This window comes from Stenotrophomonas sp. STEN147 (assembly GCF_056757995.1).
In genome coordinates this window covers 24,616-49,258 of sequence record NZ_JBRRCG010000009.1, presented here as the reverse complement: position 1 = coordinate 49,258, position 24,643 = coordinate 24,616, and the positions used below count along the sequence as shown (strand labels likewise).

Here is a 24,643-nt window from a genome sequence, read left to right as displayed (position 1 = left end):
CAGCACAAACATTCTGTTAACTCCGCTCGGCTAGAGTCGGGTCATGGGAGACACGTTCACGCCACTGCCGTTCACCGGCCGGGAGCGCCTGCTTGCCGCCATTGATGGTGCGGTAGCACTGGCGGATCCGCACGCGATCACCGAGGGCCTGCAGCGCGTGCTGCGTGATGCCATCACCGATCCTTCGATACAGCTGCCGCCGTGTGTACGGCGACCGGTGCGTGGTCACTACGCACGTCGTGAACTGCATCGCAGCCGGACCCTGGGGTACAGCGTCATCGCCATGTGCTGGGGCCCGGGGCAGGGTACGCCGCTGCACGATCACGATGCGATGTGGTGCGTGGAAGGCGTCTGGCAGGGCGAACTGCTGGTCACGCCGTATGCGCTGCTGGAGCGGAAGGGCACTCGCCACCGCTTTGCCGCGCAGCCGACGCTGTACGGCCAGCGCGGCAGCGCCGGCAGCCTGATTCCCCCGCACGAATACCACACGCTGCGCAATGCCAGCGATGCCGACGTGGCCGTGTCGCTGCACGTCTACCAGGGCGTGATGGAGCGCAGCGCGGTGTTCGAGCCGCTGGGCGATGACTGGTACCAGCGACGGGTGAAGCGGATGGAGACCGACGCGGCATAGGCCGCGCCGGCCGCCGCGTTCAGCGCGGCACGTCCACGATGTTGTTGAGCAGGGTCACTTCCTCGCCACCGTCAGCGAGGGCGACGCGCACGCGCAGGCCACCCTGATGACCGGCGGGGATCATCAGTGTCACGTGGGTGGTCTTCGGTTCCAGGTCATCGGGTGCCGCCATCGCGGGCACATCGGCACGCGCGATCTCACGGCCCGTGGTGTCTTCCAGGATCGCCACGCCCGCGCCGGTGGCCACGTGGCCCAGGCTGTGCACGGTCACCCGCACACGCTGGCCGTCCACCTGCACATCACCGCGGCCGACGCCCAGGTCGGCGCGTGTTTCCACCGGGCTGCCGGCGACAACGCGCTCGAACTCGAACAGTTCCGTGCGCCCGGGACGGAACTGCATCGGCACCGCGCGGCTGGTTTCCAGCCGCACCGTGCGCTCCGTCGGCGTGTCATCGATGCGTCCATCTCCATCGGCATCCACGCCGGCACGGATGCGCCACGTGCCGCTGGCAACGTTCCAGCCGGTCATGTCGGCACTGATGGTGCGGTTACCCAGATTGTGGCTGGTGATGGTGAAGCGCTCGCGCGACGGCGCATGCACCAGCAGTGCAACCTGTTCGGCGGCACCGTCGCGATCGAAGCGCCAGCTGACCGTATGCCCGGGCCAGCTCTGGTTGCGCTTGAGCGCGATGCCTCCCAGGCGCGCGCGCTGCAGGAACTCGCTGGGTGCTTCCACGCGATCGGACCACCAGTGGCCCTCGGTGTTCATGTAGGCCCGCAGCACCTTCGCCTGCAGTCCTTCGACATGCAGTGCATCGATGTACTTCAGGTCACCACTGGCCTGCCAGGCCATCAGGCTGGCGAAACCGGTCTTTCCGGCGTCGGCCTCGGCAGCCAGCTGCGGATACCAGTCCTGCTGGCGGCCCAGCACCTCGACGATGTTCTCGCCGAGATTGGCCAGCGCGCCCGGTCCCCCGCGTGCCACCCGATAGTCCAGCGCCTGCAGGTACTTCGCATCGCCGGTCCAGCGCCAGGCGGCCCAGAAGGTATGCAGCGTGTCGCCGCCGCCGGACCCGTCGTTGAGTTCACCGCCGCGGGTGGCGCCGGTGGCCCAGTGGATCTCGTTGGGCAGGGTGAAGCGTCCTTTCGCGTCCGTGCCGGCATGGGCGAGGTAGCTGTCGGCCAGGCCGGTCACCAGCCGGCGCCCGGTCGGATCGGCGTTGTACTGGCCCAGCAGGAACGCGGGGTGCAGCACCGGGAACGAATACGGCTTCTGCCATTGCCAGTTCGGTTCGCGGTAGATCCTGTTGCCGCCGAACCAGTTGCTGGAGAACAGCAGGTGTCCCTGCGGATTGGGCAGGATGATCCGCTCGTCGAATGCCTTGACCGTCTCCATCAGCCGCTCCAGCGTCAGCGGATCACCCCAGTTGAGGTACAGCATCGCGCTGTTGGTGTTGATGCCCTCTTCGTAGGCATGCAGCTCATCGGTTTCGATGGTGCTCAGGCCGTTGCTGAACATACCATTGCGATACACCGCATCGGACAGGGCGGTGAGCGAGGCATTGAGGCGGTCCGGCTGCACGCCCATCAGCGCCAGGCCCGGCCACTGCTGGGTGAGATCGGAATCATCGGAGATGCCGCCGCCGAAGTCGCCGTAGGGCACCTGGCGATGGTCGATCCACCAGTCGACGAAGCGACGCACCTGTGCAAGGTCCTGCACCTGGTGGAAGGCCCATGCCGGCACACCGGCAGGCACCGCCGGTGCGGAGTAGGGCGGCCGGCCCTGGCTGTTGTAGCTGATGTAGTTCCAGTACTGCCGCCCCAGCGCGTGGTCCGGATCGACCCGCAGCAGGTCGCTCAGGTCGGCGTAGACGCGCGCATACAGGCGCTGTCGCTTGGAGGTGGTGTGCTCCTCCACCAGGAATCCCCAGTTGTCGCGCACCTGGTTGAAGCGGTCGGCCACGTGCTCCTTCAGCGCTTCGGCGCGCGGCTTGAACACCAGCCGGATCTGCGCGCCATCGAGCGCCCGGGCATCGAAGCCGGGCGCGGCCGAGGCGATGCTCAACCACAGGCTGTCAGGGGTGAGGATGCGGTCGCGCAGGTCCAGCCACAGGGTGCGCTTCTGTCCCGGCTGCACCGAGACCGACACGTCGATCATGTCGCGCGCCGGCCAGATCGGGTCCTTGATGCGGATGTTGAGCGGAATCAGGCCTTCATGCGTGGCCGCCAGATCCAGCGCGGGAAGATCGATGGCAACACCGTCCAGGCCGTCGTGCATGTTCTCCCAGCTGTAGGCCCAGCTGCGGATCAGCGGCTGGTCGGGCGGCGCATCGCCTACCCCGGAAGGAATGAGCACGTGCACGATCGGGCGCGGCTGCGCGGGCAGGGTACCGGCATCGCGGCGGCGCGATCCGGCCCCCTTGGGCAGCGCCATCACCGTGCTGCGTTCGGCCTCGGGATAGCGACCGTCGATGTAGCGGCGCAGCGCATCCAGATTCGTGTAGTCCGGCAGCGCCTGGCTGTCGATCGTGTAGGTCTGCTTGACCGTGCCGTCCGGCTCGCTGCCCTCGCTCACGGCGTAGGCCCAGATTTCCTGGATCGGCGTTTCCTGCTCGACGTTGCTGAAGCGCAGCACGCCGCCGCTGAGGGACGGGATCGGATCGACGCTGCGCACTACGCCGCGCGGGCGGGTGAACAGGGTCCGGGTGGCGTGCGCGGCGTCGCTGCCATGTGCCAGCGTGCCGAAGGCCGCGCCGCGGACCTCGATGCGGTTGACCGTCTCACCGTCCGGCAGCGTCAGGTCCAGGTGCTTTCCACCCTCCACGTAGGTGTTCCAGTCCGGCAGCTGGAAGTAGTCGTTGCGTCCGGGCAGCCGCGAGCGGTTGTAGACGCCGGGCCATGTGGTCTCGGCGATGCCGTCGGTGGCCTTCCACATCCATGCCTTCAGGTCGCGGGTGTCGGCGAATTCGACCTTGCGGATGCGGGTGGTCGGCGCGGTCAGCGCCGGTGGTGCGGTGCCGTCCCAGCCGAAGCGATGGCGCCAGGCACGCAGTCCTGCCTCGGGAACCTCGGCGGTGGTGGGCGTAACGCCACGGGCCAGCGCCGCCACGGCCGGTGCATCCAGCATGCGGTCATAGATGCGGATGTGCTGGAAATCGCTGCCGCGCAGGAAGTTGTAACGACTCTGTACCTGGTACGGCGCCATCACCCGACCGGCCAGGCCAACCTGGTCCAGCGCGGCATCGTAGTCGCCGGTGGTCTGCGCGCGGGCCACTTCGCGTCCATCGATGAACAGGCGTACACCCTGGTCCTCGTCCCAGGCGAAGGCCAGATGCAGCCACTGGTCCGCGCGTGGCGGCGTGTCCATGCGGAACGAGACGCGGGTGCGGGCAAGATTGGCATCGGTGACGAACGCATCGAAACCGTGGCCGTTCCAGTCGATGCGCAGCCACGCCATGTCCCAGCTGCTGTGATCGGCATAGCCGACGCGGAAGATCACGAACGGGGCTTCGCCCACCGCGTACCGCGCCCGCCAATCGAAGGCCAGGGTGCCGCGCTGGGCCAGGATGTTGCCCGGCGCATCCCACGCCAGGACGCCATCGTCCTGCCATTGGATGGCCTTGCCGCGTACACCGTCATCGACCACCGCCACCCTGTCGCGGAAGTTCGGTATCGCCTCGCCGTGCGCCACGGCAGCCTGCAGGCCCTGGTTGGCGTCGACGTGGAACAGCAGGGTTGGGCCATCGGCAGCTGTCGCAGGGCCAGCAGCCAGGGCCACTGCCAGCAGCAGGCAGCGGGACAGGGTCGAGCGATGCGGCATCAGATGTTTCCTTTCAACGGGCGACAGCCGGCGGAGGGCCGCCGGACCGTAGCAAGGCCACGCCGCCACGGCACCTTGCGGCGCAGCAGCGGTCGTGGCGAACGGCGATGCACCGGTCGGCGCATCGCCGGCGCTGCTCAGAACTTGTAGCGCACGCCGAGCAGGAACTGGCGGCCGGTCTCGGTGTACTGCAACGGCAGGCGGCCGGTCGCGGGCGAATACACCCACTCATCGGACGCTTCGTTGGTCAGGTTCACCCCTTCCAGGCTCAGTTCCAGCTGGTCACTGATCCGGTAACGGATCGACGCATCGATGACCGTGGTACCGGTCATGCCGTGGTAACCGTCCAGATTGAAGCCGGTTTCCTGGCCCGGCACCTGGGTCAGGTAGTCGTCGCGATTGGTGGCCGAGATGCGCCCGGAGAAGGTGGTGCCTTCGTAGAACAGGGTCGCGTTCCACGAGGTGTTGGACAGGCCCAGCAGATCGTTCTTCATCACCGGCTGACCGGCCGAGTTGATGTACTGGATCTTCGAATCCACCCAGGTGTAGTTCAGCTGCAGACCGAGGTTGGCCCACTTGCCCGGCAGGAAGGTGAAGGGCTGGGTGTAGTTCGCTTCCGCGCCGAACAACTCGCCCCCCGGGGTGTTGACCGGACGGGTGAAGGTGAACTCGTCGGTCGGCGATGCGCCGGTGCCGATCAGCAGTTCGGCAGGCAGGCCGCTGTCGGTGTACGGCCGATTCTCGCGCAGCGTCTGTACGGAGGTTTCGATGTCCTTGTAGAACAGGCCAAGGCCGGCCATGGCGCCTTCGGCGAAGTACCACTCGAAACTCAGATCGACATTGGTCGCGCGGGTCGGATCCAGGTTGGGGTTGCCGCTGGAGATGGTGCGTGCGCCACCGGCCACGGCCACAGTGGCACCCGGCGTCAGGCTGCCCAGGCCGGGTCGGGTCATCACCTTGGCCGCACCCAGGCGGATCAGGAAATCGGGGGTGACTTCGGCAACCAGGTTGAACGAGGGCAGGGTGTCGTCGTAGGTGCGGGTGGCGGTGGTGGACGTGGTGCCAGTGGCCAGCGTCGACAGCCCGGTGGAGGACTGCTTGGTGCGCACATAGCGTACGCCGACGTTGCCGGACAGCGGCAGCGAGCCGATCTCGGTGGAGAACTCACCCATCAGGTAGGCACCGCGATCCTTCTCTTCCACGCTGCGCACGTTGTTGGCGCGCGGTGCGACGGCGTAGATGCCGCTGTTGCTGTAGATGTCGAACTGATCGGCGACGGCGTCCAGATCCGGCACCACCCAGTTCGAGGGACTGCCGCTGATGCCCTTCAGGCCGGCCTGCGTGGTCATGTCCACCGGAACGATCCTGCTGCCATCGGCGAAGGTGGGCACGGCCAGCTCGCTGCCACGGCGCAGTTCGGTGGTCTTGAACGTGTAGTCCTTGGCCAGCACGCCACCCTTGAGGCGGAAGCCGGGGCTGATGTTCCAGTTGAAGTCGATCTGGCCGGTATCGAAATCATTGTCCACGTACTGCGGTCGCAGGCGGATCTCCGCCAGTTCCCAGCCGTTGGGATCGGTGGGATCGATGCCGTAGTTGAGGATCGGCGAGCGGTTGTTGCCCCGGTAGTCGTAGCTGTAGCCGTCGACGTCGTACTTGTCCATGATGATGGTGGTCTGCACCGGGTTCTCATGCCGGGACCGCGAGACCCCCAGCTTGCCGGACAGGGTGAAGTCGTCGCTGAAGCGGTGCTGGCCGTTGAGGCTGATCTGCTTGAACTCGGTGCTCCACTCGTCGTGGCGGTTCTCGCTGCGGATGTCGACGTTGTCGAACTCGCCGTAGACCAGCGCGTTGTTCTCGATGACGCCGTTCCTGACGATCATCGACGGCTTGCCGGCCAGGCGTGGCTGGCTGGTGTTGGCACCGCGGCTGAAGGAAATCGCCTCGATGTAGTGCTCGTCGCGGGTGGCATCGATTTTCGAGTACAGCGCGTCCAGCGAGATCTCGGTCGCGTCGCTGGGCTTCCACTGCAGCGTACCGGTCACGCCCAGGCGCTTCTGCTCATGTTCCATCTGCACGTAGCGCGGGAAGCGCGGGTGGTAGACGTCGGCACTGCGCGCGGCGGTGAACGGGGACGACGCACTGAAGTTGCCGTTGCTCGGGCCGTTGGCCCAGCGGCCCGTGTTGGAGCCCTCCTCCAGCGCCTGGCGCTCGGAGTAGGCCACCGACAGCAGGGCGCCGAACGTACCGTCGGCGAAGATGTTCGACACCAGCGCGGCCATGCGCGGGTCGGCCTTCTCCGCCATCGCGTTGTAGCCGGCCTGGCCGCTGGCGGCGAAGGTGAAGCCGTCATAGTCGAACGGCCTCGCCGTGCGCAGATCGACGGTGGCGCCCAGCGAGCCTTCTTCGACGTCGGCCGAAGCGGTCTTGCGCACCACCAGCTGCGAGAACAGGTCGGAGGCGAAGACATTGAAGTCGAAGCCACGGCCGCGGTTGGTACCACCGCTCTGATCACCGGCGCCGACGGTGGTCAGCGCCTCCATGCCGTTGATGCGCACGCGGGTGAAATCCGGGCCGAGGCCACGCACCGAGATGTTGCGGCCCTCGCCGGCCTCGCGGGTGATGACCACACCCGGGATGCGCTGCAACGACTCGGCCAGGTTCAGATCCGGGAACTTGCCGATGTCCTCGGCGACGATGGCGTCGACCACGCCGGCCTCGCCACGCTTGATGTCCAGCGCCTTCTCCACGCTGGCGCGGTAGCCGGTGACGGTGACCGTATCCAGGTCCGTGGCGCCGGCGGCGCTGCTCTGCTGCTGGGCGGTCGCATTGGCCGCCAGGGCCAGTCCGACGGCCATAGCGAGCAAGGTAACCGGTGTCTTTTTTTGGTGGTTCCGAGACTGCATGCCTTTCCCCTCTCCCAAAGGTCTGGTGCTGCGGCTGTTTCAGCGTGATGACACCGCTGGTCAGAGCGGACGTTAGCAGCACGTCCCGGATCCGGCATCTTGCACCGCAACAGATCTGAAATGTCTCCAAGAGGCTTGCAGGACAATGCTTCCGTCAGTTCCTACGGGTGCGTGGGGTGCATCGGAAGGCTAGAATGACACCGATGGCCAAACGCCGCGCCGACGCGTGGTACACATTCACGCCGTGCAGTTTCACATGCTGGCGGCAAGCGGGGAGGAGTGGAGATGGGGCGTATCGTATGTTTCGGGGAACTGCTGCTGCGGCTCGGCGCGCCCGGTCGCGAGCTGCTGCTGCAGTCGCCGCAGCTGCAGGTGCACGTGGGCGGGGCGGAAGCAAACGTGGGTGTCTCGCTGTCCCGATTCGGACATGACGTGGCCATGGTCAGCACGGTGCCCGGCAATGCCCTGGGGGCGCACGCACTGGGTGAACTGCGCCGCCATGGCGTCGATACGCGGGCGGTGCGCGAGGTGGCGGACGGTCGCATGGGCCTGTACTTCCTCACCACCGGCGCGGTGCAACGTGCCAGCGAGGTGGTGTACGACCGGGCCGATTCGGCCTTCGCGCGCAGCACTGCAGCCGATCATGACTGGCCGGCGCTGCTGCAGGGCGCGGACTGGCTGCACCTGTCCGGCGTCAGCCCTGCGCTGGGGCCACAGGTGGCCGAGGCGACGCTGGCGGCGGCACGCGCCGCGCGTGCCAGTGGCGTGCGCGTTTCCTTCGACGGCAATTTCCGGCCCACGCTGTGGCAGCGCTGGGGCGGCGACGCGCAGGCGATCCTGCATGCCCTGTTCGACCAGGCTGACATCGTGTTCGCCGACTACCGCGATATCGAAGTGATCCTGGGCCAGCGCTTTGCCCAGGCCGGTGCCGTGGAGCGCGTGGACGCTGCCGCAGCGGCGGCATTCGCCGCGTTCCCGCGGCTGCAATGGCTGGCATGCACGCAACGGCAGGCGCTGAGCGTGGACCATCATGCGCTGGGCGCCCTGCTGCTGGGCCGTGAGGGCGTGCGTGCGCAGGCGCCCGTGCGGCAGCTGACCGGCATCATCGATCGCATCGGCGGCGGCGATGCCTTCGCGGCAGGCATCCTGCATGGCATCCTGTCAGGCTTCGATGCCGACGCCACCGTGCGTTTCGGCCTGGCTGCCGGCGGACTGAAGCATTCCATCCCCGGCGATTTCAATCCTGTCAGCGAAGCTGACGTGCTGGCCCAGATGGGCGAGGAGCGATTCGATGTCCGGCGCTGATCCGCGCGTTCGCGCGGTACTGAAACTGGCACCGGTGATTCCGGTGTTCACCCCCGATGATGTCGACGATGCCGTGCAGGTGGCGCAGGCGCTGTTCCGGGGCGGTCTGCCGGTGATCGAGGTCACCCTGCGCACACCCCGTGCGATGGATGCCATCCGGGCCATGGTCGAGGCCGTACCCGACGCGGTGGTGGGGGCCGGAACCGTGCTGACGCCCGCGCAGATGGAGGCGGCCAGGGCCGCAGGTGCGCGCTTCGCGGTGTCGCCGGGCGCAACGCCGACGCTGTACGCGGCCGCGCGCGATGCCGACCTGCCGTATCTGCCGGGCGTGGCCACGGGGTCCGAGCTGATCCTTGGCCTCGAGCACGGCCTGGATACCTTCAAGTTCTTCCCCGCGGTGCAGGCCGGCGGCGCGGCGCTGCTGGCGGCCTGGCACGGCCCCTTCGCCGACGTGCGCTTCTGCCCGACCGGTGGCATCAGCGCCCAGACCGCGGCGCAGTTCCTGCACCTGCCGAACGTGCTGTGCGTGGGCGGTTCATGGCTGACCACGGCGGCCTTGCTGCAGACCCGCGACTGGGGCGCGATCGAACGCCTGGCACGCGAGGCGTCCGTGCTGGCGGGCTGAACCGGCAGGCAATCTTCCAGGATTTGATCGGGATCAAAGCGCCGGCCTCGTGCCGGCGTCACTCTGTCTGCAAGCGCACGACGGAGGAAAACCCATGAACAGAACCATGAAGGCCGCTGTCGTTCGCGAGTTCGGCAGCCCACTGGTCATCGAGGAAGTTCCGGTACCACGCCCGGGGGCGGGCGAGGTGCTGGTCAGGATCGAAGCCTGCGGTGTCTGCCACACCGACCTGCACGCCGCCGAGGGCGACTGGCCGGTGAAACCGGACCCGCCGTTCATCCCCGGCCACGAGGGCGTGGGGCACATCGTGGCCGTGGGCGGCGGGGTCGGGCATGTCAAGGAAGGCGACAGGGTCGGCATCCCCTGGTTGTACTCGGCGTGTGGCCATTGCGAACACTGCCTGGGTGGCTGGGAAACGCTGTGCGAGACGCAGCGCAACACCGGCTATTCGGTCAACGGCGGCTTCGCCGAGTTCGCACTGGCCGATGCCAACTATGTCGGCCTGCTTCCGAAGGACGTGGGCTTCGTCGAGATCGCGCCGGTGCTGTGCGCCGGCGTGACGGTCTACAAGGGCCTGAAGGTGACGGACACGAAGCCCGGCGACTGGGTGGCGATCTCCGGCATCGGTGGCCTGGGCCACATGGCGGTGCAGTACGCGCGTGCGATGGGCCTGAACGTGGCTGCCATCGACGTGGAGGACAGCAAGCTGGCACTGGCGCGGCGGCTGGGCGCACAGGTCACGGTCAACGCGCGCACGACCGATCCGGCAGCATTCCTGAAGAAGGAGATCGGTGGCGCACACGGGGCGCTGGTCACCGCGGTATCGCCCAAGGCCTTCGAGCAGGCGCTGGGCATGGTCCGGCGGGGCGGCACGGTCTCGCTCAACGGACTGCCACCGGGCAACTTCCCGCTGGACATCTTCGGCATGGTCCTCAACGGCGTGACGGTGCGCGGTTCGATCGTCGGCACGCGGCTGGATCTGCAGGAGTCGCTGCAGTTTGCTGCCGAGGGCAAGGTGGCGGCCACGGTCAGCACCGACCGCCTGGAGAACATCAACGAGGTGTTCGCACGCATGCGCGCGGGCACCATCGACGGGCGCGTGGTACTGGACATGACCGCCTGACACCCGTGCATGGCCGCCGCGGCCCGGCACCCTCTCCCACGGGTGCGGCGGTCATGCCGATCGATGCGCGCCCGGCGTAGCTGCGCAGGTGGTCAGCGCTGTGACGCAGCGCGCCGGGCCGCAGCCGTCGCCCAGCGCGCCGCTACCACCGGAGCCGTGATGCACACCGCCTGGTCGGTCACCGTGGTCACCGCGCGTTCCAGCAGCTGGATGTCTGCCTCGTGCTGGCGTGCCACGTGCGGGTCCTCGAAGAAGATGGCGCGCTGGCAACGGCCCTCCAGCACGCGGTCGGCGATCTGTGCGTCGCCGCCCATCGGTCCGCTCTGGTAGCGCGTCACCCAGGGCGTGTCGCTGGGCCAGCCGCGGCTCCATGCCAGCTCGTTGAGGCGCTGACCGGTGGTCCCGGTCGCGACCCGCTCGCCGTAGCGTGCCAGCACGTCGAAGTGCTCGTCGGCGAAGGCGAGCATCGCCGGCTTCATCGCATCATGCGCGATCAGTGCCAGGGTCTGGGTACCGAAGGCATGCAGATCGTCGGCACCGGCGTCGGCCTGCAGGCCGGCGTGCACGCGCTCCACCTCGATCCAGTCGCGTGCGGTGGCCACCGTGGAAATGAACGGCTTGCCGTGGATCACGCACTGCCGCTTGAGCGCGGTCGCTTCGGGAAACACCGAGGACGGATCGACCGGATCGATCAGATAGATGGCACCGTCGAGCGTGCGCTGCGGGCCCATGCCGACCACCTCGGCGACCAGCTTCATCAGCCCGCCCTCGCGACCGTAGGGATAGCGATGGAGGCCGGCATAGCCGTCGAGGAAGCCGTGGCGCCCGATCGCATCATGGGTGCGGCCGACAGCGTGCAGCGTTATGCCCAGCTCGCGCAGGCCCGGTTCGCAGGCGCGCAGCCAGCGGAACAGGGCGGCGCGCGCATCCTGGTGGTGGAGCCGGTTGGCGGCCAGGCCGATACGCATCGAACGCTCCGTGGGCTGGTGGAAGCGGCAGTTTATGTCGTGACCGGCCAATTCTGCGCGCTTTGCAACTTTCCTCATTGTCGCTGTGCCGTGCGTCGCTAGCGTGGCAGGCAGAGCGGTACCGCTGCGCGGCCGTCGTCTCCGCCTGCGATTCGAGGATGCCCATCGTGAATGCCGCCGGCCCTGCGGCCGCATCCATTGCACGCTCCTGCCCGTGGCTGCGATCCCGCATCGTGCTGCCTGCCCTGTTGCTGTGGCCCATGATCACGCGGGCCGACGGGTGCGACATGCCCCTGGTCGTGGCCTGGCCCAGTGACCGCCCGCCGCTGTCCTTCAGCGCGCAGGGCCAGCCCGGCGGCCTGGTTGCCGACTACCTGCGGCGGCTGGGCGAGCAGATCGCGCTGCGTCCACATCCACTTCCCGCCGCGGCGGGCGCGGCCGGGGCGCTGCCGGCCGGTACCCAGGCCGTGCTGGGATGGCCGCGCGAGCAGGTGCCCGACGGCTGGGTCGTGAGCAGGCCCTACCTGCAGCTGTCACAGGTGATCGTGCGCCGTCGCAACGATACGCCACTGCAGGGACTGGGCGGTCTACGCGGCCGCCGCGTCGCCAGCCTCGACACGGTGCCACTGGCGGCCCACCTGCGTGAGCAGGCGCCGGGCGCATGGCTGCTGCAGGTCGACGCGCTCGATCATGCGCTGCAGCTGCTGGCCATCGGCCAGGTCGATGCGGTGGTTGCCACACTGGGCGAGGTGGAAGCCGCATTGCGCAGGCCCGGCAGCGATGCCCTGGTGATCGCCGCGCCAGCCGGCTTCGATGATGCCTGGGTACTGGCGGCTGCGCCGGCCTGTGCGGCCACCGTCGCCGCCTTCGACACCGTGCTGCACGAACTGGACGACGCGCAGCGCGACGCGCTCCACGCGACGTGGGCGCCCAGCGGTGCACGCGCGCCGCCGGCACGGTCGCCGCTGCGCTGGCTGGTGCCGGTGCTGCTGGTCGCGCTGGCGCTGATCCTGGTGTATGCCTTCGGCTACTGGAGGCTGCATCGCGAAAGCAGCCAGCGCCGCGCGCTGGAACAGCGGCTGCAGGAAGTCACCGCCAACCTGCCTGCGGTGGTCTACCGGGCGCGCCGCAGCGGCGAGGGCGACTACAGCCTGCCGCTGGTCGCCGGCGACGTGCAGTCGCTGTTCGGCATGAGTCTGGACAGTGTGCGGCTGGACCATCGCCGGCTCATGGCGGCGGTGCATGTCGACGATCGCAAGCCGGTGCTGGATCATCTGGAAGCCGCAGCGCGGGCCCGTGCGCCGATCGACATCACCTTCCGCACGCTGGGTCCCCATGGCTGGCGCTGGATCCGTTCGCATGGCAGGCCGTTGCCGGGCGAGAGCGACGACATCGAGTGGAGTGGCTACTGGATGGACGTCAGCCAGGCGCAGGCACGCACCCGCGCCCTGGCCGGGGCACGCCACCAGGCCGAAGAGACTGCAGCGGCGAAGACGCACTTCCTGGCCACCATGAGCCACCAGATCCGCACACCGATGAGCACGCTGCTGGGCATGCTCGAATGCCTGGCGGACAGCCGCCTGGACCCATGCCAGCGGCAGGTCCTGTCCACCGTCGATGTGGCCGCGCAGATGCTGCGGCAGATCCTGGATGATGTGCTCGACAGTCATCGGTTGCAGGCGCTGCCGCTGCAGCTGCGTGCCACCGACATGGGGGCGCTGGCCACGGCCGTGCAGCAGCTGCTGGCACCGATGGCGGCCAGCCGTGCGTTGCACCTGCGGTGCGTGCTCGATCCTGCGCTGCAGCGGTGGCTGCTGGCCGATGGCCTGCGCGTGCGCCAGGTCCTGTTCAACCTGGTGGGCAACGCACTGAAGTTCACCCTGCACGGAGGTGTGGAACTGCGGCTGCGGGTGCTGCGGACGCAGGCAGCAGGGCAATGCCTGCGCCTGCAGGTGAGCGACAGTGGCGTAGGCATCAGTCCCGAGCGGCAGCAGGCCGTGTTCGCCGATTACATCCAGGCCGAGCCGTCGACAGGGCGCCGGTTCGGCGGCAGCGGCCTGGGCCTGGCCATCTGCCGGGACCTGGTGGCCTCGATGGGCGGCGAGCTGCAGCTGCAAAGCTCGCCGGGCAAGGGCACGCGCATCTGGTTCGACCTGGAGTTCGCCAGCTGCCTGGCGCCACTGGAGGCGGTGCCGGCCACGGCCGGGGTGGTCGCGCGACTGCCCGCGGCACGGGTGCTGGTGGCCGAGGACCACCCGACCAACCTGCAACTGCTGGTGCAGCGGCTGCGCGAGCTGGGCCTGCAGGTGCACGCCACTGCCGATGGCCTGCAGGCGCTGGCAGCATGGCGGGCGCAGGGCTTCGATGTTGTCGTTACCGATTGCCACATGCCCGGCATGGATGGGTTCGCCCTGGCGCGTGCGATCCGCGAAGACCCCTGTCCTTCGCGTGCACGGGTGCCGATCGTCGCGCTGACGGCCAGCGTGCTGGAAAGCACGCGCGAGGCCTGTCGTGCCGCCGGCATCGACCGGTTCCTGGCCAAGCCGGTCGACACCCAGGCGCTGCGTTCAACGCTGGCCGACGTACTGCCGGCAATGGAACCCGGTTCAGTTGGACAGTAGACGGACGATGCTGGCGGCGGCGTCACGGCCTTCAGCCACAGCGGTTACCACCAGGTCGGCGCCGCGTACCGCATCACCCCCGGCGAACAGGCGTGGATGCGCGGTCTGGAACGGCAGGCGGTCCTTGCCGCCGGCAACGATGCGACCGTTCGCCTGGCCCTGCACACCGTGTTCGGCCAGCCAGGCCGGAACGCTCGGCGCGAAACCGAAGGCGATGATGACCACGTCCGCCTCCAGCAGCGACTCGCTGCCCTCGATCGGCACCGCGTTGCGGCGTCCCTGGGCGTCGGCCTCACCCAACCGGGTTTCAACCACGGTCACGCCGATCGCTTCGTCGTCGGCGCCGGCCTCGATGGACAGCGGCTGCCGGTTGAACAGGAAGCGCACGCCTTCCTCGCGCGCATTGGCGACTTCCCGCGCGCTGCCGGGCATGTTGGCCTCGTCGCGACGGTACGCGCAGGTGACCTTCGCTGCGCCGAGCCGCACCGCGCTGCGCACGCAGTCCATGCCGGTGTCGCCGCCGCCGAGCACGACCACGCGCTTGCCGTTGAGGTCGGGCAGGGCGATCTGGTCCTCCCAGCCGGCGATCGGCCGACCCTGCGGGTCATCGCCGCCGACGATGCGGCTGTTCTGCACCAGGAACGGCAGGGCCGGCAGCACCCCCTTCAGGTCCTGGCCCGGCAGGCCGCCGTCGGTGTAGCGGTAGGCGCCGGTGCCGACGAACACCGCGTCGTGGCTGTCCAGCAGCTGCTGCACGCTGATGTCGCGGCCGATCTCCACGCCCAGGCGGAACTGCACGCCCATCCCTTCGAGCACCTCGCGGCGACGATGGATGACGTCCTTGTCCAGCTTGAAGCTGGGGATGCCGAACTGCAGCAGGCCGCCGATCTGTTCGTAGCGGTCGTACACCACGGCGGTGACGCCGGCCCGGGCCAGGCGATCGGCACAGGCCAGACCCGCCGGACCGGCACCGATCACCGCCACGCTGTGGCCGGTGGGCTGCACGGCACCCAGGTCCGGACGCCAGCCACTGGCGAGTGCGGTATCGACGATGTACTTCTCCACCGCACCGATGGTCACCGCACCGAATTCCTCCAGGGTGCAGCTGCCTTCGCACAGGCGATCCTGCGGGCAGACCCGGCCGCACACTTCCGGCAGCGGGTTGGTGCTGTGGCACAGCGTGGCGGCCTCGTGGATGCGGTTCTCCTGCACCAGCTGCAGCCACTGTGGAATGGCGTTGTGTACCGGGCATTTCCAGCTGCAGTAGGGGTTGCCGCAGTCCAGGCAGCGCCCGGCCTGGTACTGCGCATCCTCCTTGCCGAACTTTCCGTACAGCTCGCCCCAGTCGCCGGAGGTGCGCAGTTCAACCGGAATGCGCTGCGGCATGGTGCGGGGCAGATCGAGGAACTGGAAGGCGTGCTTGCGGCTCATGGCGGGCTCTGTGATTTCGATGGCCGGCCAGAGGCCGGCACTACTGCGGTGAGGGAGCAGGCGCGCGCCGGTTGCGGGCGGCGCGCCGGAGGCGCTTACGCCGCGCGTCGAAGGGTCTCGGTCAGCGATTCAATGCTGGCGGCCTTCGGTTTGACCAGCCAGAACTTGCCGATGTAATCGCGGAACTCGTCCAGGATCTGCTGCGCCCAGATGCTGCCGGTCAGTTCGCGATGGCGGCCGATCAGGCGGTGCAGGTGCTGGCGGTAGTTCTCGAAGCCTTCTGCGGACACGCGATGGATGTCGATCAGCTCGTGGTTGTAACGGTCCACGAAGTCGCGGTCCACATCCAGCACGTAGGCCAGCCCGCCGGTGAAGCCGGCACCGAAGTTCAGGCCGACCTTGCCCAGCACCAGCACCACGCCGTCGGTCATGTACTCGCAGCAGTGATCGCCGGCGCCTTCCACGACCGCGAGCGCACCGGAATTGCGGACTGCGAAGCGCTCGCCGGCACGTCCGGCGGCGAACAGCTCGCCACCGGTGGCGCCATACAGGCAGGTGTTGCCGATGATCGCAGTGCTGCGGGCCTCGAACCGCGCGCCGCGTGGCGGACGTACCACCAGGCGGCCGCCGGCCATGCCTTTGCCGACGTAGTCATTGGCTTCGCCCTCGACTTCCAGATGCAGGCCGCCGACATTGAAGGCGCCAAAGCTCTGTCCGGCGCTGCCACGGAAGCGAAGCTCCAGGGGGGCGTCGGCCATGCCCTGATTGCCGTGCGCGCGCGCCACCGCACCGGCCAGGCGGGTGCCGATGCTGCGGTCGGTGTTGTGGATCAGGAAGCGATGTTCGCCCCCCCTGCGCTGTTCGATCGCGTCCGCCAGCAGGCCATCCATCTGCGTGGCCAGGCTGTCCGGCGATTCGTACAGGCGCTGCGCCGCGCAGTGGCTCCCTTCGTAACGCGCATCTGCCAGCAGGCGCGACAGGTCCACGCGCACGCCGTCGCGCGGTGCGGCCTCGATCTGCCGCAGCAGGTCGGTGCGGCCGACGATCTCTTCCAGCGAACGCGCGCCCAGGTACGACAGCCAGCCACGCACCTCCTCGGCCAGCAGGCGGAAGAAATTCTCCACGCGCTCCGGCTGGCCGGTGAAGTGGTTCTCGCGCAGGCGTTCGTCCTGGGTGGCCACGCCGGTGGCGCAGTTGTTGAGGTGGCAGATGCGCAGGTACTTGCAGCCCAGCACGATCATCGGCGCGGTGCCGAAGCCGAAGCTGTCCGCACCCAGCAGCGCGGCCTTGACCACGTCCAGGCCGGTCTTCAGGCCACCATCGGTCTGCAGCAGGGTGCGCCCGCGCAGGTCGTTGGCCAGCAGCGCCTGGTGCGCTTCGGCCACGCCCAGCTCCCACGGCACACCGGCGTAGCGGATCGAGCTGACCGGCGAGGCACCGGTGCCGCCGTCGTGGCCGGAGATGGTGATCAGGTCCGCGCCGGCCTTGACCACGCCGGCGGCGATGGTGCCGACGCCGGCATGGCTGACCAGCTTCACCGATACCAGCGCTGTCGGGTTGACCTGCTTGAGATCGTAGATCAGCTGCGCCAGGTCCTCGATGGAGTAGATGTCGTGGTGCGGTGGCGGCGAGATCAGGCCGATGCCCGGCCGCGCGTAGCGCAGGCGGGCGATCAGCTCGTTGACCTTGTGCCCGGGCAGCTGGCCGCCTTCGCCGGGCTTGGCGCCCTGCGCGACCTTGATCTGCAGCACCTCGGCATTGACCAGATACTCGGCGGTGACACCGAAGCGCCCCGACGCCACCTGCTTGATCTTGCTGCGCCGCGCGGTGCCGTAGCGTGCCGGGTCTTCGCCACCTTCGCCGGAATTGCTGCGGCCGCCGAGGCGGTTCATCGCGATGGCCAGTGCCTCATGCGCTTCCGGCGACAGCGCGCCGAGGCTGATCGCGGCGGTGTCGAAGCGCGGGAACAGTTCGCTGGCCGGCGCCACCTCGTCCAGCGGCGTAGGTGTCGCCGCCGGCACCAGCTGCAGCAGGTCACGCAACGCCGATGGCGGCCGGGCATGCACGGCATCGCAGTACTGCTGCCAGGCGCGGGCATCACCACTGCGCGCCGCGCGCTGCAGGGTGGTGACCACGTCCGGGTTGTACATGTGGTACTCGCCGCCGTGCACGTACTTCAGCAGGCCGCCGACGTCGACATCCTGCTGTGCATCCCAGGCCTGGGCGCACAGTTCGCGCGCATCGGCATCCAGCCGCGCGAAGCCAGCGCCGCCGATGCGCGAGGCGGTGTCGGGGAAGCACAGCGCGACCACTTCCGGCTCCAGGCCGATGATCTCGAACAGCTGCGCGCCGCGGTAGCTGGCCACGGTGCAGATGCCCATCTTCGAGATGATCTTCGACAGGCCCTTGTAGACGCCCTTGCGGTAGCGGCGGCCGATCTGCGACTGCTCACCGCCCTTGCTGAGCTTGAGGATGCCGCGCCGGCCCAGGTCGAACAGGGTCTGGTAGGCAAGATACGGGTACACCGCGGTGGCCCCGAAGCCGAGCAGGCAGGCCATATGGTGCGGGTCGCGCGCGGTGCCCGTCTCGACGATCAGGTTGACGTCGCAGCGCAGCCCCAGCCGCGAAAGGTGATGATGCACCGCACTGGTGGCCAGCAGGGCGTGCACCATCGGTCGCCCGGCCACCGGATAGCGGTCGGACAGCAGCAGCATCACCATGCCTTCGCGTGCGGCACGTTCGGCCTCCGCACAGATGCGCTCGATGCCGTTGCGCAGCCCTTCTTCCTCGCTGTAGGACAGGTCGAGCAGGCGGTTGGCCTGCAGGTACTGGTCCATCTTCAGCAGCTGGCGCAGCTTGCGTTGGCTCAATACCGGCGAGTTGAGGATGACGTGGTTCACCGTCTCCGGGCCGGCATGGAAGATGTTGGTCTCCTTGCCGAGCTGGGTGGACAGGGACATGGCGCAGTCTTCGCGCAGCGGATCGATCGGCGGATTGGTGACCTGCGCGAATGCCTGCCGGAAGTAGTCGTACAGCGGCCGGCTGCGCTGGCTCAGTACCGCCATCGGCGTGTCATCGCCCATCGAGCCGGTGGCTTCCTGCTCGGTCTCGGCCAGCGGCCGCAGCACCTGCTCCACTTCCTCACTGCTGAGCTGGTACAGCTTGTGGTAACTGCGCAGGGTGCCCTCGTCGAAGGGCTCCTCCACCAGCGAAGGATCGATCAGTTCGGTCTGCAGGTAGGTCACCCCCTGCTGCAGCCACTGCTTGTACGGCGCGCGGCCGCGGTTGATGCGGTCCACCGCGTCCGAATCGAGCAGGTCACCGCGCTTGAGATCGATGGCCACCATTTCACCGGGGCCGAGCTTGCCCTTGCGTACCACGCGCTCGGTCGGCACTTCCCACACGCCTGCTTCGGAGGCGACCAGGAAGTGGCGGTCGGCGGTCAGCATCCAGCGCGCCGGGCGCAGGCCGTTGCGGTCCAGCGTACACACCGCATAGCGGCTGTCGCAGGCGACGATGCCGGCCGGGCCGTCCCAGGGCTCGCTGTTGAGGCCATGGAACTCGTAGAACGCGGCCAGATCCGGATCCTTGAACTCCAGCGACTGCGTCGCCGGTGGCACCAGGATGCGCAGCGCCTGGATCAATTCCATGCCGCCGGCGACCATCAGTTCCAGCATGTTGTCCAGGCTCTGCGAGTCCGAACCATGCATGGAGATCACCGGATCGAACTCGGCGATGTCGAAGCGCGGTGTCTTCCACACCTTGCTGCGCGCCTGCGCCCAGCGACGGTTGCCCTCGATGGTGTTGATCTCGCCGTTGTGCGCGAGCAGGCGGAACGGATGCGCCAGCGGCCAGCGCGGCAGCGTGTTGGTGGAGAAGCGCTGGTGGAACACGATCGCGCTGGAGGCCAGCTCGCGCCGCTGCAGGTCCGGATAGAAGCGGCTGAGCTTGTCCGGCAGGACCATGCCCTTGTAGCTGATTGCATCCGGGGTAAGCGTGGTGACGTAGAAATCGCCATGGTCGCGCAGCTGCTGTTCGCTGCGACGGCGTGCGAGGTACAGCGCCAGGGCGAAGCCGGTGCCGTCCTGGCCGACACCGGCATCGACGAACACCTGTTCGATGCGCGGCAGCGTATCGCGTGCGAGCTGGCCGCAGACACTGTCGTCGATGGGAACCTCGCGCCAACCCGCCACGCGGCAGCCCACCGCTTCAAGCTGCACCTGCAGCTGCGTCCGGCAGGCCTGCGCGGCATCGGCGTCGTGCGGAAGGAACACCAGGCCCGCCGCGAAGCGGGTGGCCACGGTGATGCCCGCTTCGCTGGCCAGCAGTTTCAGGAATGCATCGGGGCGACGCAGCAGCAGCCCGCAGCCATCACCGGTGAGCCCGTCAGCGGCGACGCCACCGCGATGGGTCATCCGCGAAAGCGCGGCAATGGCGGTATCCACCAGCAGGCGCGACGGCTGGTCGTCGAGCTGCGCGACCATGCCGAATCCACAGGCATCGCGCTCGGAGCGCGGGTCGTAAAGCCCTTGGCGGTTGCGGGGGGCCATCTCTACCTCGATGCGGAATGAAATGAGCGGGGACACTCAAGCCCGCCCAATCCCTGGAGCGCATCGTGAGGCCACCGGATGCCTCGAATAAAGCACAGGTTGCTGCAACGCCGCAATACACGGTTGCAGGTGCAACGGAAAGCGCCGGCGGTGATCCGCCGGCGCGGGCCGGGATCAGCCGCAGCGGACGCCGCTGACCACGTCCTTGGCGTCCACTTCGATGTTCAGGCGGTCGCCCAGGAACTCCATCGTGGTCGCGTCATTGGGGTGCAGCACGCGCACCTGCTGAGCACCGGCATCTTCCTGGGCCTGCTTGCCCAGCGCGTCGGTGTAGGCCTGGCCGACCAGGCTCTGCACCTGGCTGGCGTCGCAGGTGCCCACCGGCGGTGCCTCGGTGGCCTTGCCGGCTTCATCGGCCGGTGCCTTGGCGGCTTCGGCGGCCTGCTGGGCGTGGGCCGTGGCCGAATCCTGTTCATCCAGCGCCGGCGCCTGGCAGGCGGACAAGGCCAGCACGGCCGGCAGCAGCAGGGCGGAGAGCGAACGGGCGCGAATCGGGAACGACATCATGACTCCGGAAGGGACTGTGAAAGCCGGAGCATAGCCGCGAACCCATCCTCACGTGTTTGTCTTGCGTTATTGACGCGGCCGCGTCATGTCGATCGCCACACTGCGGCCATGCCCACGTCCCCCACACCCGAACGCGCGGCGGCGCGCGCGGCCGGCCTGCGCTACGTTGATGACACCCAACCGGGCTTCACCCGGCTGCGTGCAGGCAAAGGCTTCCGTTACCGTGATGCTGACGGCCACGCAGTGCGCGATGCGGCCACGCTGCAGCGTATCCGCGCACTGGCCATTCCCCCGGCTTACACCGCGGTATGGATCTGCGCGCATGCCAACGGCCACCTGCAGGCGACCGGCCGCGATGCGCGTGGCCGCAAGCAGTACCGCTATCACGCCAACTGGGCGAAGATGCGCGATGCCGGCAAGTTCGATCGGATCATTGCGTTCGGCGAGGCACTGCCCACGCTGCGGCGGCGGCTGGCACGCGATCTCCGGCAGTCCGGATTTCCACGGACCAAGGTGCTGGCCGTGGTGGTGGCGCTGCTGGCCGATACGCTGGTACGGATCGGCAATGAGACCTACGCCCGCGAGAACCGCTCGTTCGGGCTGACCACCCTGCGCAACCGCCACCTCGAGCTGCTTCGCGGCGGGCGGGTACGCATGCGGTTCCGGGGCAAGTCCGGCCAACTGCAGGAGGTGACGGTGGGTGACCGCCGCCTGGGCCAGATGGTGCGACGGTTGCAGCAGCTGCCGGGGCAGTCGTTGTTCCAGTACCGCGACGATGATGGCCAGGTGCAGCCGGTCGATTCCGGCGCAGTGAACGAGTACCTGCGCGATGTGATGGGTGAGGACTTCACCGCCAAGGATTTCCGTACCTGGGGCGGCACGGTGGCGGCGGTGCAGGCACTGGCTGCCACCGCGTTGCCCGAGCCCGCCAGCCAGCGCGCACTGGCCGCAGCGCAGCGCGAGGTGGTCTGCCAGGTTGCCGCGCGTCTGGGCAACACCCCTGCGGTGTGCCGCAGGGCATACATCGATCCCTGTGTGTTCACCGGCTGGGAGCGTGGCGAACTCACCGCGCTGGCGGGCCTGCGCGGCCCGCGGCAGTGGGAACAGGCCACGTTGCGTGTACTGCGGCGGGCACGCCGGCTCAGCCGCAGTAGATCGCCGTGATGTTGTTGGTGCGTCCCTTTTCGATGGTCAGGCGATCACCGCCTTCGCTGGCGGGGGGAACACGCGGACCGTCGTGGCGGAGCACCTGCACGTGCAGGCTGTCGCTGTCCACGCGTGCACGTTCAACGGTGGCCGCCGACGCTGCCAGACCGACGGCGCCGCGCACCATGTCGCTGTGGCACTGGCCGGAAATCACGCCGTCGATCGGTTGAACCTGTGCGATTGGCGTGCTGCTGCATGCGGCGACGGCAAAGGTCAGTGCGGCTACGCTGAATGCGCGGATCATGATCCTGCTCCATGGTGATGAGGACGCCAGCGTGCCGCGCGCGGCGTGGTGGCGGCATGAACGGCGTGCACATGCGGGACACGATGCATTCACCGTCGCCGACAGCGGCGATGGCCACACTGCATGTACTGGCACGCCACGGAGGTATGACATGGCCACCTGTGATGTATGCGGCAATGACTACGACAAGAGTTTCACCCTGCAGCAGGGCGGGCGCAGCGGCACGTTCGACTCGTTCGAATGCGCGATCCACGCCTTCGCGCCACGCTGTGCGCACTGCAACTGCACCGTGATCGGTCACGGCGTCGAAGGCAACGGGCAGATCTTCTGCTGTGAGCACTGCGCTGGCCATGCCGGCGTGCAGGGCGTGGCCGATCGCGCCTGAACCCACCCGATTCCCCACACCTGAAGGAGACCGCATGGCTACGAGCAAGAAGGTTCCCGTCCGCCGCAAGGCGTCGCCCAAAGTACGCAAGGGTACGAAGGCGGCTGCCGAGGGCAGCACCGCAGCAGCGGCCGAACGCCCCCGCGTGGTGAAGACGGCAACCCGCAAGGCCGCCGCCGGTGATCCACGTGCCGCCCGGGTTGCGGCCCGGCAGCGACGCCTGCAGGACCAGGAAAAGGCCAAGGATGCGCGTGCGGCGAAGAAGGCGACCAGGAAGAAGGCAACCCAGGCGGGCACGCGACGCCAGCCGGAGACCCTGCCCGCCCAGCACCTGGCCAAGCCGGGACATGAGCACGAACTGGACCTGGCCCCGCGCTTCCTGGCACCGGACTACGTCGGCAGCGGCAAGCTGCAGGGCATGCGCGCGATCGTCACCGGCGGCGATTCCGGGATCGGACGCGCCGTCGCTGTCCTGTTCGCGCGCGAGGGGGCGGACGTGGCGGTGCTGCACCTTGATGAGGCCGAGGATGCCGAGATCACCCGCCAGCATGTGGAGAGCGAGGGCGGACGCTGCGTGGTGATTGCGGGCGACGTGCGCGATCCGCGTTTCTGCAACAAGGCGGTGAAGCAGGTTGCCAAGGCCTTTGGTGGCGTCGACATCCTGATCAACAACGCCGCTTTCCAGCTGCACTGCGAACGCCTGGAGGACCTGGAAGACGAGCATCTGCAGGAGACGCTGCAGACCAATATCGGCGGCTACGTGCAGATGGCACGGGCCGTGCTGCCATACCTGGGCGAGGGCGCCAGCATCATCAACACGGGCTCGGAAACCGGCCTCTTCGGCAGCAAGGCGCTGATCGACTATTCGGCGACCAAGGGAGCGATCCACGCTTTCACCAAAGCCTTGGCCAGCCAGCTGCTGCCGCGTGGCATCCGGGTCAACTGCGTGGCCCCCGGCCCGGTGTGGACGCCGCTCAATCCTGCGGACAAGCAGGCCCCCGACGTGGCCGAGTTCGGCAAGGACAGTGACATGGGGCGCCCGGCACAGCCGGAGGAGCTGTCTCCGGCCTATGTGTTCCTGGCGTCACCGGCCTGCGCCAGCTACATCAGCGGGGTGATCCTGCCGGTGATGGGCGGCCCGCGGGGCTGACCGGGGGCGCATACAGATCGGCGATGCGCGGAATGAAGCGCTGCGGGTTGGCGCCGACCAGGTTGGTGAGCACCACCACGGCGATGCCGCGGTCAGGGTAGACGATGAAGGCCGAGCGCGCGCCACCGATGCCGGCGACCTGGCGGTCCGGCGCGCCCTGCAGTACCGGCCAGCCGGCAGACCACGGGCCCGCCCTGCCATCGGCCAGCGGCTCGGCGGTCCACATCCGTGTGCGCCCGTCCTCGTGCAGCAGTCGCCCGTCCAGCAGTGCGACCAGCCAGCGCGCGGTGTCATCGGCGGTGGTAAGGATGCCGCCGCCGGACCACAGGCTGGGCGGCACGTCGTAGAACCAGTGCGACAGCCGGGGCGGCGTATCGGCGGCTTCGGTCGCGCGCGGGGCCAGGCTGTACATCGTGGCGGCGTCGGGGATCAGGTCGTAACTGTCGCCGAAGGTGGTGCGTTCCATGCCAGCGGCGCCGAACTGCTGGCTGGCCAGGAAGCGGTCGTAGGGCATGCCCGACTGCCGCGCGATGATCCGCGCCAAGAGCAGATAGTTGGTCTGGTTGTAGGCGAAACGCTGGCCAGGTGCCGCCTCCATCGGCTGTGCGGTCACGGCCTGCCAGGCCTGTGCCTCGGTGCCTCCGCCCAGCAGCCCGCGCTCGTCAAGGATGTCCGGCAGGCCGGAGGTGTGGGCCAGCAGCTGACGTACGCGCACGGTCTGCCAAGCGGCCGGAAGTGCATCCAGATAGCGCGACAGCGGTGCATCCAGATCCAGCCGGCCCTGCTGCGCCAGCTGTGCGGCGGCGACGCCGGTAAAGGCCTTGGTGGCGGAGTTCAACGGGAATCGCGTGCTGCGCGTGGCGGGCACGCCGTTTTCCACGTTGGCCAGGCCGAACGCTTCGGACAGCACGACCTGGCCGTCCTTGACCACTGCGATCTGCAGGCCCGGAATGCGCTCGTCCTGCAATGTCTGGCGGATAAGGCGGCGAGCCTGTTCGTTCGCCGGCTCCGGGCTGGCTGACGCGGGCGAAAGGGGCAGAGCAGCAAGCAGCAGGAGCAGAAGGGAAAGCGATGGGCGGAACATGGGTTATTCCCGGCGGGATGTGCGGATGGG

At 68.4% G+C, this 24,643-nt stretch carries 16 protein-coding genes; 8 read left to right on the top strand and 8 right to left on the bottom strand.

All coding sequences use genetic code 11. The features are described 5' to 3' along the window. Window positions 1–43 precede the first annotated feature (43 nt). Window positions 44–631, top strand: a complete 588-nt coding sequence (locus tag ACVOKU_RS10765) for a cysteine dioxygenase family protein (protein WP_164151504.1) — start codon at window positions 44–46, stop codon at window positions 629–631. Window positions 632–650: 19 nt separating this feature from the next. On the opposite strand, the gene ACVOKU_RS10760 is transcribed toward ACVOKU_RS10765, so the two are convergent. Continuing rightward, the gene (locus ACVOKU_RS10760; protein WP_481559898.1) at window positions 651–4,451 is read right to left on the bottom strand and encodes a LamG-like jellyroll fold domain-containing protein; all 3,801 of its coding nucleotides are present in this window, start codon (window positions 4,449–4,451) and stop codon (window positions 651–653) included. Window positions 4,452–4,588: 137 nt separating this feature from the next. Beyond that, window positions 4,589–7,354 carry a TonB-dependent receptor gene (locus ACVOKU_RS10755; protein ID WP_481559897.1) on the bottom strand — a complete coding sequence of 922 codons (2,766 nt, stop codon included), beginning with the start codon at window positions 7,352–7,354 and terminating at the stop codon, window positions 4,589–4,591. A 285-nt stretch (window positions 7,355–7,639) separates the two neighbouring features. On the opposite strand from ACVOKU_RS10755, the gene ACVOKU_RS10750 reads away from it, so the two are divergent. The 3 genes from ACVOKU_RS10750 (at window position 7,640) to adhP (ending at window position 10,407) form a co-directional block, all read left to right on the top strand. Next, entirely contained in the window at window positions 7,640–8,659 is a 1,020-nt protein-coding gene (locus ACVOKU_RS10750; protein ID WP_440210864.1) for a sugar kinase, read from the top strand. Further along, a complete protein-coding gene (eda, locus tag ACVOKU_RS10745; RefSeq protein ID WP_065174105.1) occupies window positions 8,646–9,284 on the top strand; it encodes a bifunctional 4-hydroxy-2-oxoglutarate aldolase/2-dehydro-3-deoxy-phosphogluconate aldolase in 639 nt (212 codons plus the stop codon). The genes ACVOKU_RS10750 and eda overlap by 14 nt, the downstream gene beginning before the upstream one ends. A gap of 94 nt (window positions 9,285–9,378) precedes the next feature. Continuing rightward, a complete protein-coding gene (adhP, locus tag ACVOKU_RS10740; protein WP_481559896.1) occupies window positions 9,379–10,407 on the top strand; it encodes an alcohol dehydrogenase AdhP in 1,029 nt (342 codons plus the stop codon). 92 nt (window positions 10,408–10,499) lie between these two features. On the opposite strand, the gene ACVOKU_RS10735 is transcribed toward adhP, so the two are convergent. Continuing rightward, window positions 10,500–11,375 (bottom strand): methylglyoxal synthase, encoded by an 876-nt coding sequence (locus ACVOKU_RS10735; RefSeq protein ID WP_481559895.1) that lies wholly within the window; start codon window positions 11,373–11,375, stop codon window positions 10,500–10,502. Window positions 11,376–11,662: 287 nt separating this feature from the next. On the opposite strand from ACVOKU_RS10735, the gene ACVOKU_RS10730 reads away from it, so the two are divergent. Continuing rightward, window positions 11,663–13,996 carry an ATP-binding protein gene (locus ACVOKU_RS10730; RefSeq protein WP_481559894.1) on the top strand — a complete coding sequence of 778 codons (2,334 nt, stop codon included), beginning with the start codon at window positions 11,663–11,665 and terminating at the stop codon, window positions 13,994–13,996. On the opposite strand, the gene ACVOKU_RS10725 is transcribed toward ACVOKU_RS10730, so the two are convergent. The 3 genes from ACVOKU_RS10725 to ACVOKU_RS10715 all read right to left on the bottom strand — a co-directional run bounded on the left by ACVOKU_RS10725 (window position 13,982) and on the right by ACVOKU_RS10715 (window position 20,541). After that, window positions 13,982–15,427: an FAD-dependent oxidoreductase gene (locus ACVOKU_RS10725; protein WP_164151515.1), complete on the bottom strand. Its 1,446-nt coding sequence runs from the start codon at window positions 15,425–15,427 to the stop codon at window positions 13,982–13,984. The genes ACVOKU_RS10730 and ACVOKU_RS10725 overlap by 15 nt on opposite strands. Window positions 15,428–15,522: 95 nt before the next feature. Next, complete coding sequence (gene gltB / locus ACVOKU_RS10720; protein WP_481559893.1) at window positions 15,523–19,977, bottom strand: glutamate synthase large subunit; 4,455 nt, start codon at window positions 19,975–19,977, stop codon at window positions 15,523–15,525. Between the two features lie 174 nt (window positions 19,978–20,151). Then, on the bottom strand, window positions 20,152–20,541 hold the full coding sequence (locus tag ACVOKU_RS10715; protein ID WP_053515984.1) for an I78 family peptidase inhibitor: 390 nt from the start codon (window positions 20,539–20,541) through the stop codon (window positions 20,152–20,154). A 111-nt stretch (window positions 20,542–20,652) separates the two neighbouring features. Between ACVOKU_RS10715 and ACVOKU_RS10710 the strand changes: the two genes are divergently transcribed. After that, on the top strand, window positions 20,653–21,708 hold the full coding sequence (locus tag ACVOKU_RS10710; protein ID WP_481559892.1) for a DNA topoisomerase IB: 1,056 nt from the start codon (window positions 20,653–20,655) through the stop codon (window positions 21,706–21,708). Here ACVOKU_RS10710 and ACVOKU_RS10705 read toward each other — a convergent pair. After that, on the bottom strand, window positions 21,686–21,994 hold the full coding sequence (locus tag ACVOKU_RS10705) for a hypothetical protein (protein WP_128987665.1): 309 nt from the start codon (window positions 21,992–21,994) through the stop codon (window positions 21,686–21,688). The two genes, ACVOKU_RS10710 and ACVOKU_RS10705, sit on opposite strands and share 23 nt — an antisense overlap. Before the next feature lie 151 nt (window positions 21,995–22,145). Here ACVOKU_RS10705 and ACVOKU_RS10700 point away from each other — a divergent pair, with 151 nt between their 5' ends. Together ACVOKU_RS10700 and ACVOKU_RS10695 are read left to right on the top strand one after the other, a co-directional pair. After that, window positions 22,146–22,379: a hypothetical protein gene (locus tag ACVOKU_RS10700; protein ID WP_481559944.1), complete on the top strand. Its 234-nt coding sequence runs from the start codon at window positions 22,146–22,148 to the stop codon at window positions 22,377–22,379. Window positions 22,380–22,413: 34 nt separating this feature from the next. Beyond that, window positions 22,414–23,529, top strand: a complete 1,116-nt coding sequence (locus ACVOKU_RS10695) for an SDR family oxidoreductase (RefSeq protein ID WP_481559891.1) — start codon at window positions 22,414–22,416, stop codon at window positions 23,527–23,529. Here ACVOKU_RS10695 and ACVOKU_RS10690 read toward each other — a convergent pair. Next, on the bottom strand, window positions 23,486–24,583 hold the full coding sequence (locus ACVOKU_RS10690) for a serine hydrolase domain-containing protein (protein WP_481559943.1): 1,098 nt from the start codon (window positions 24,581–24,583) through the stop codon (window positions 23,486–23,488). The genes ACVOKU_RS10695 and ACVOKU_RS10690 overlap by 44 nt on opposite strands. Window positions 24,584–24,643 lie beyond the last annotated feature (60 nt).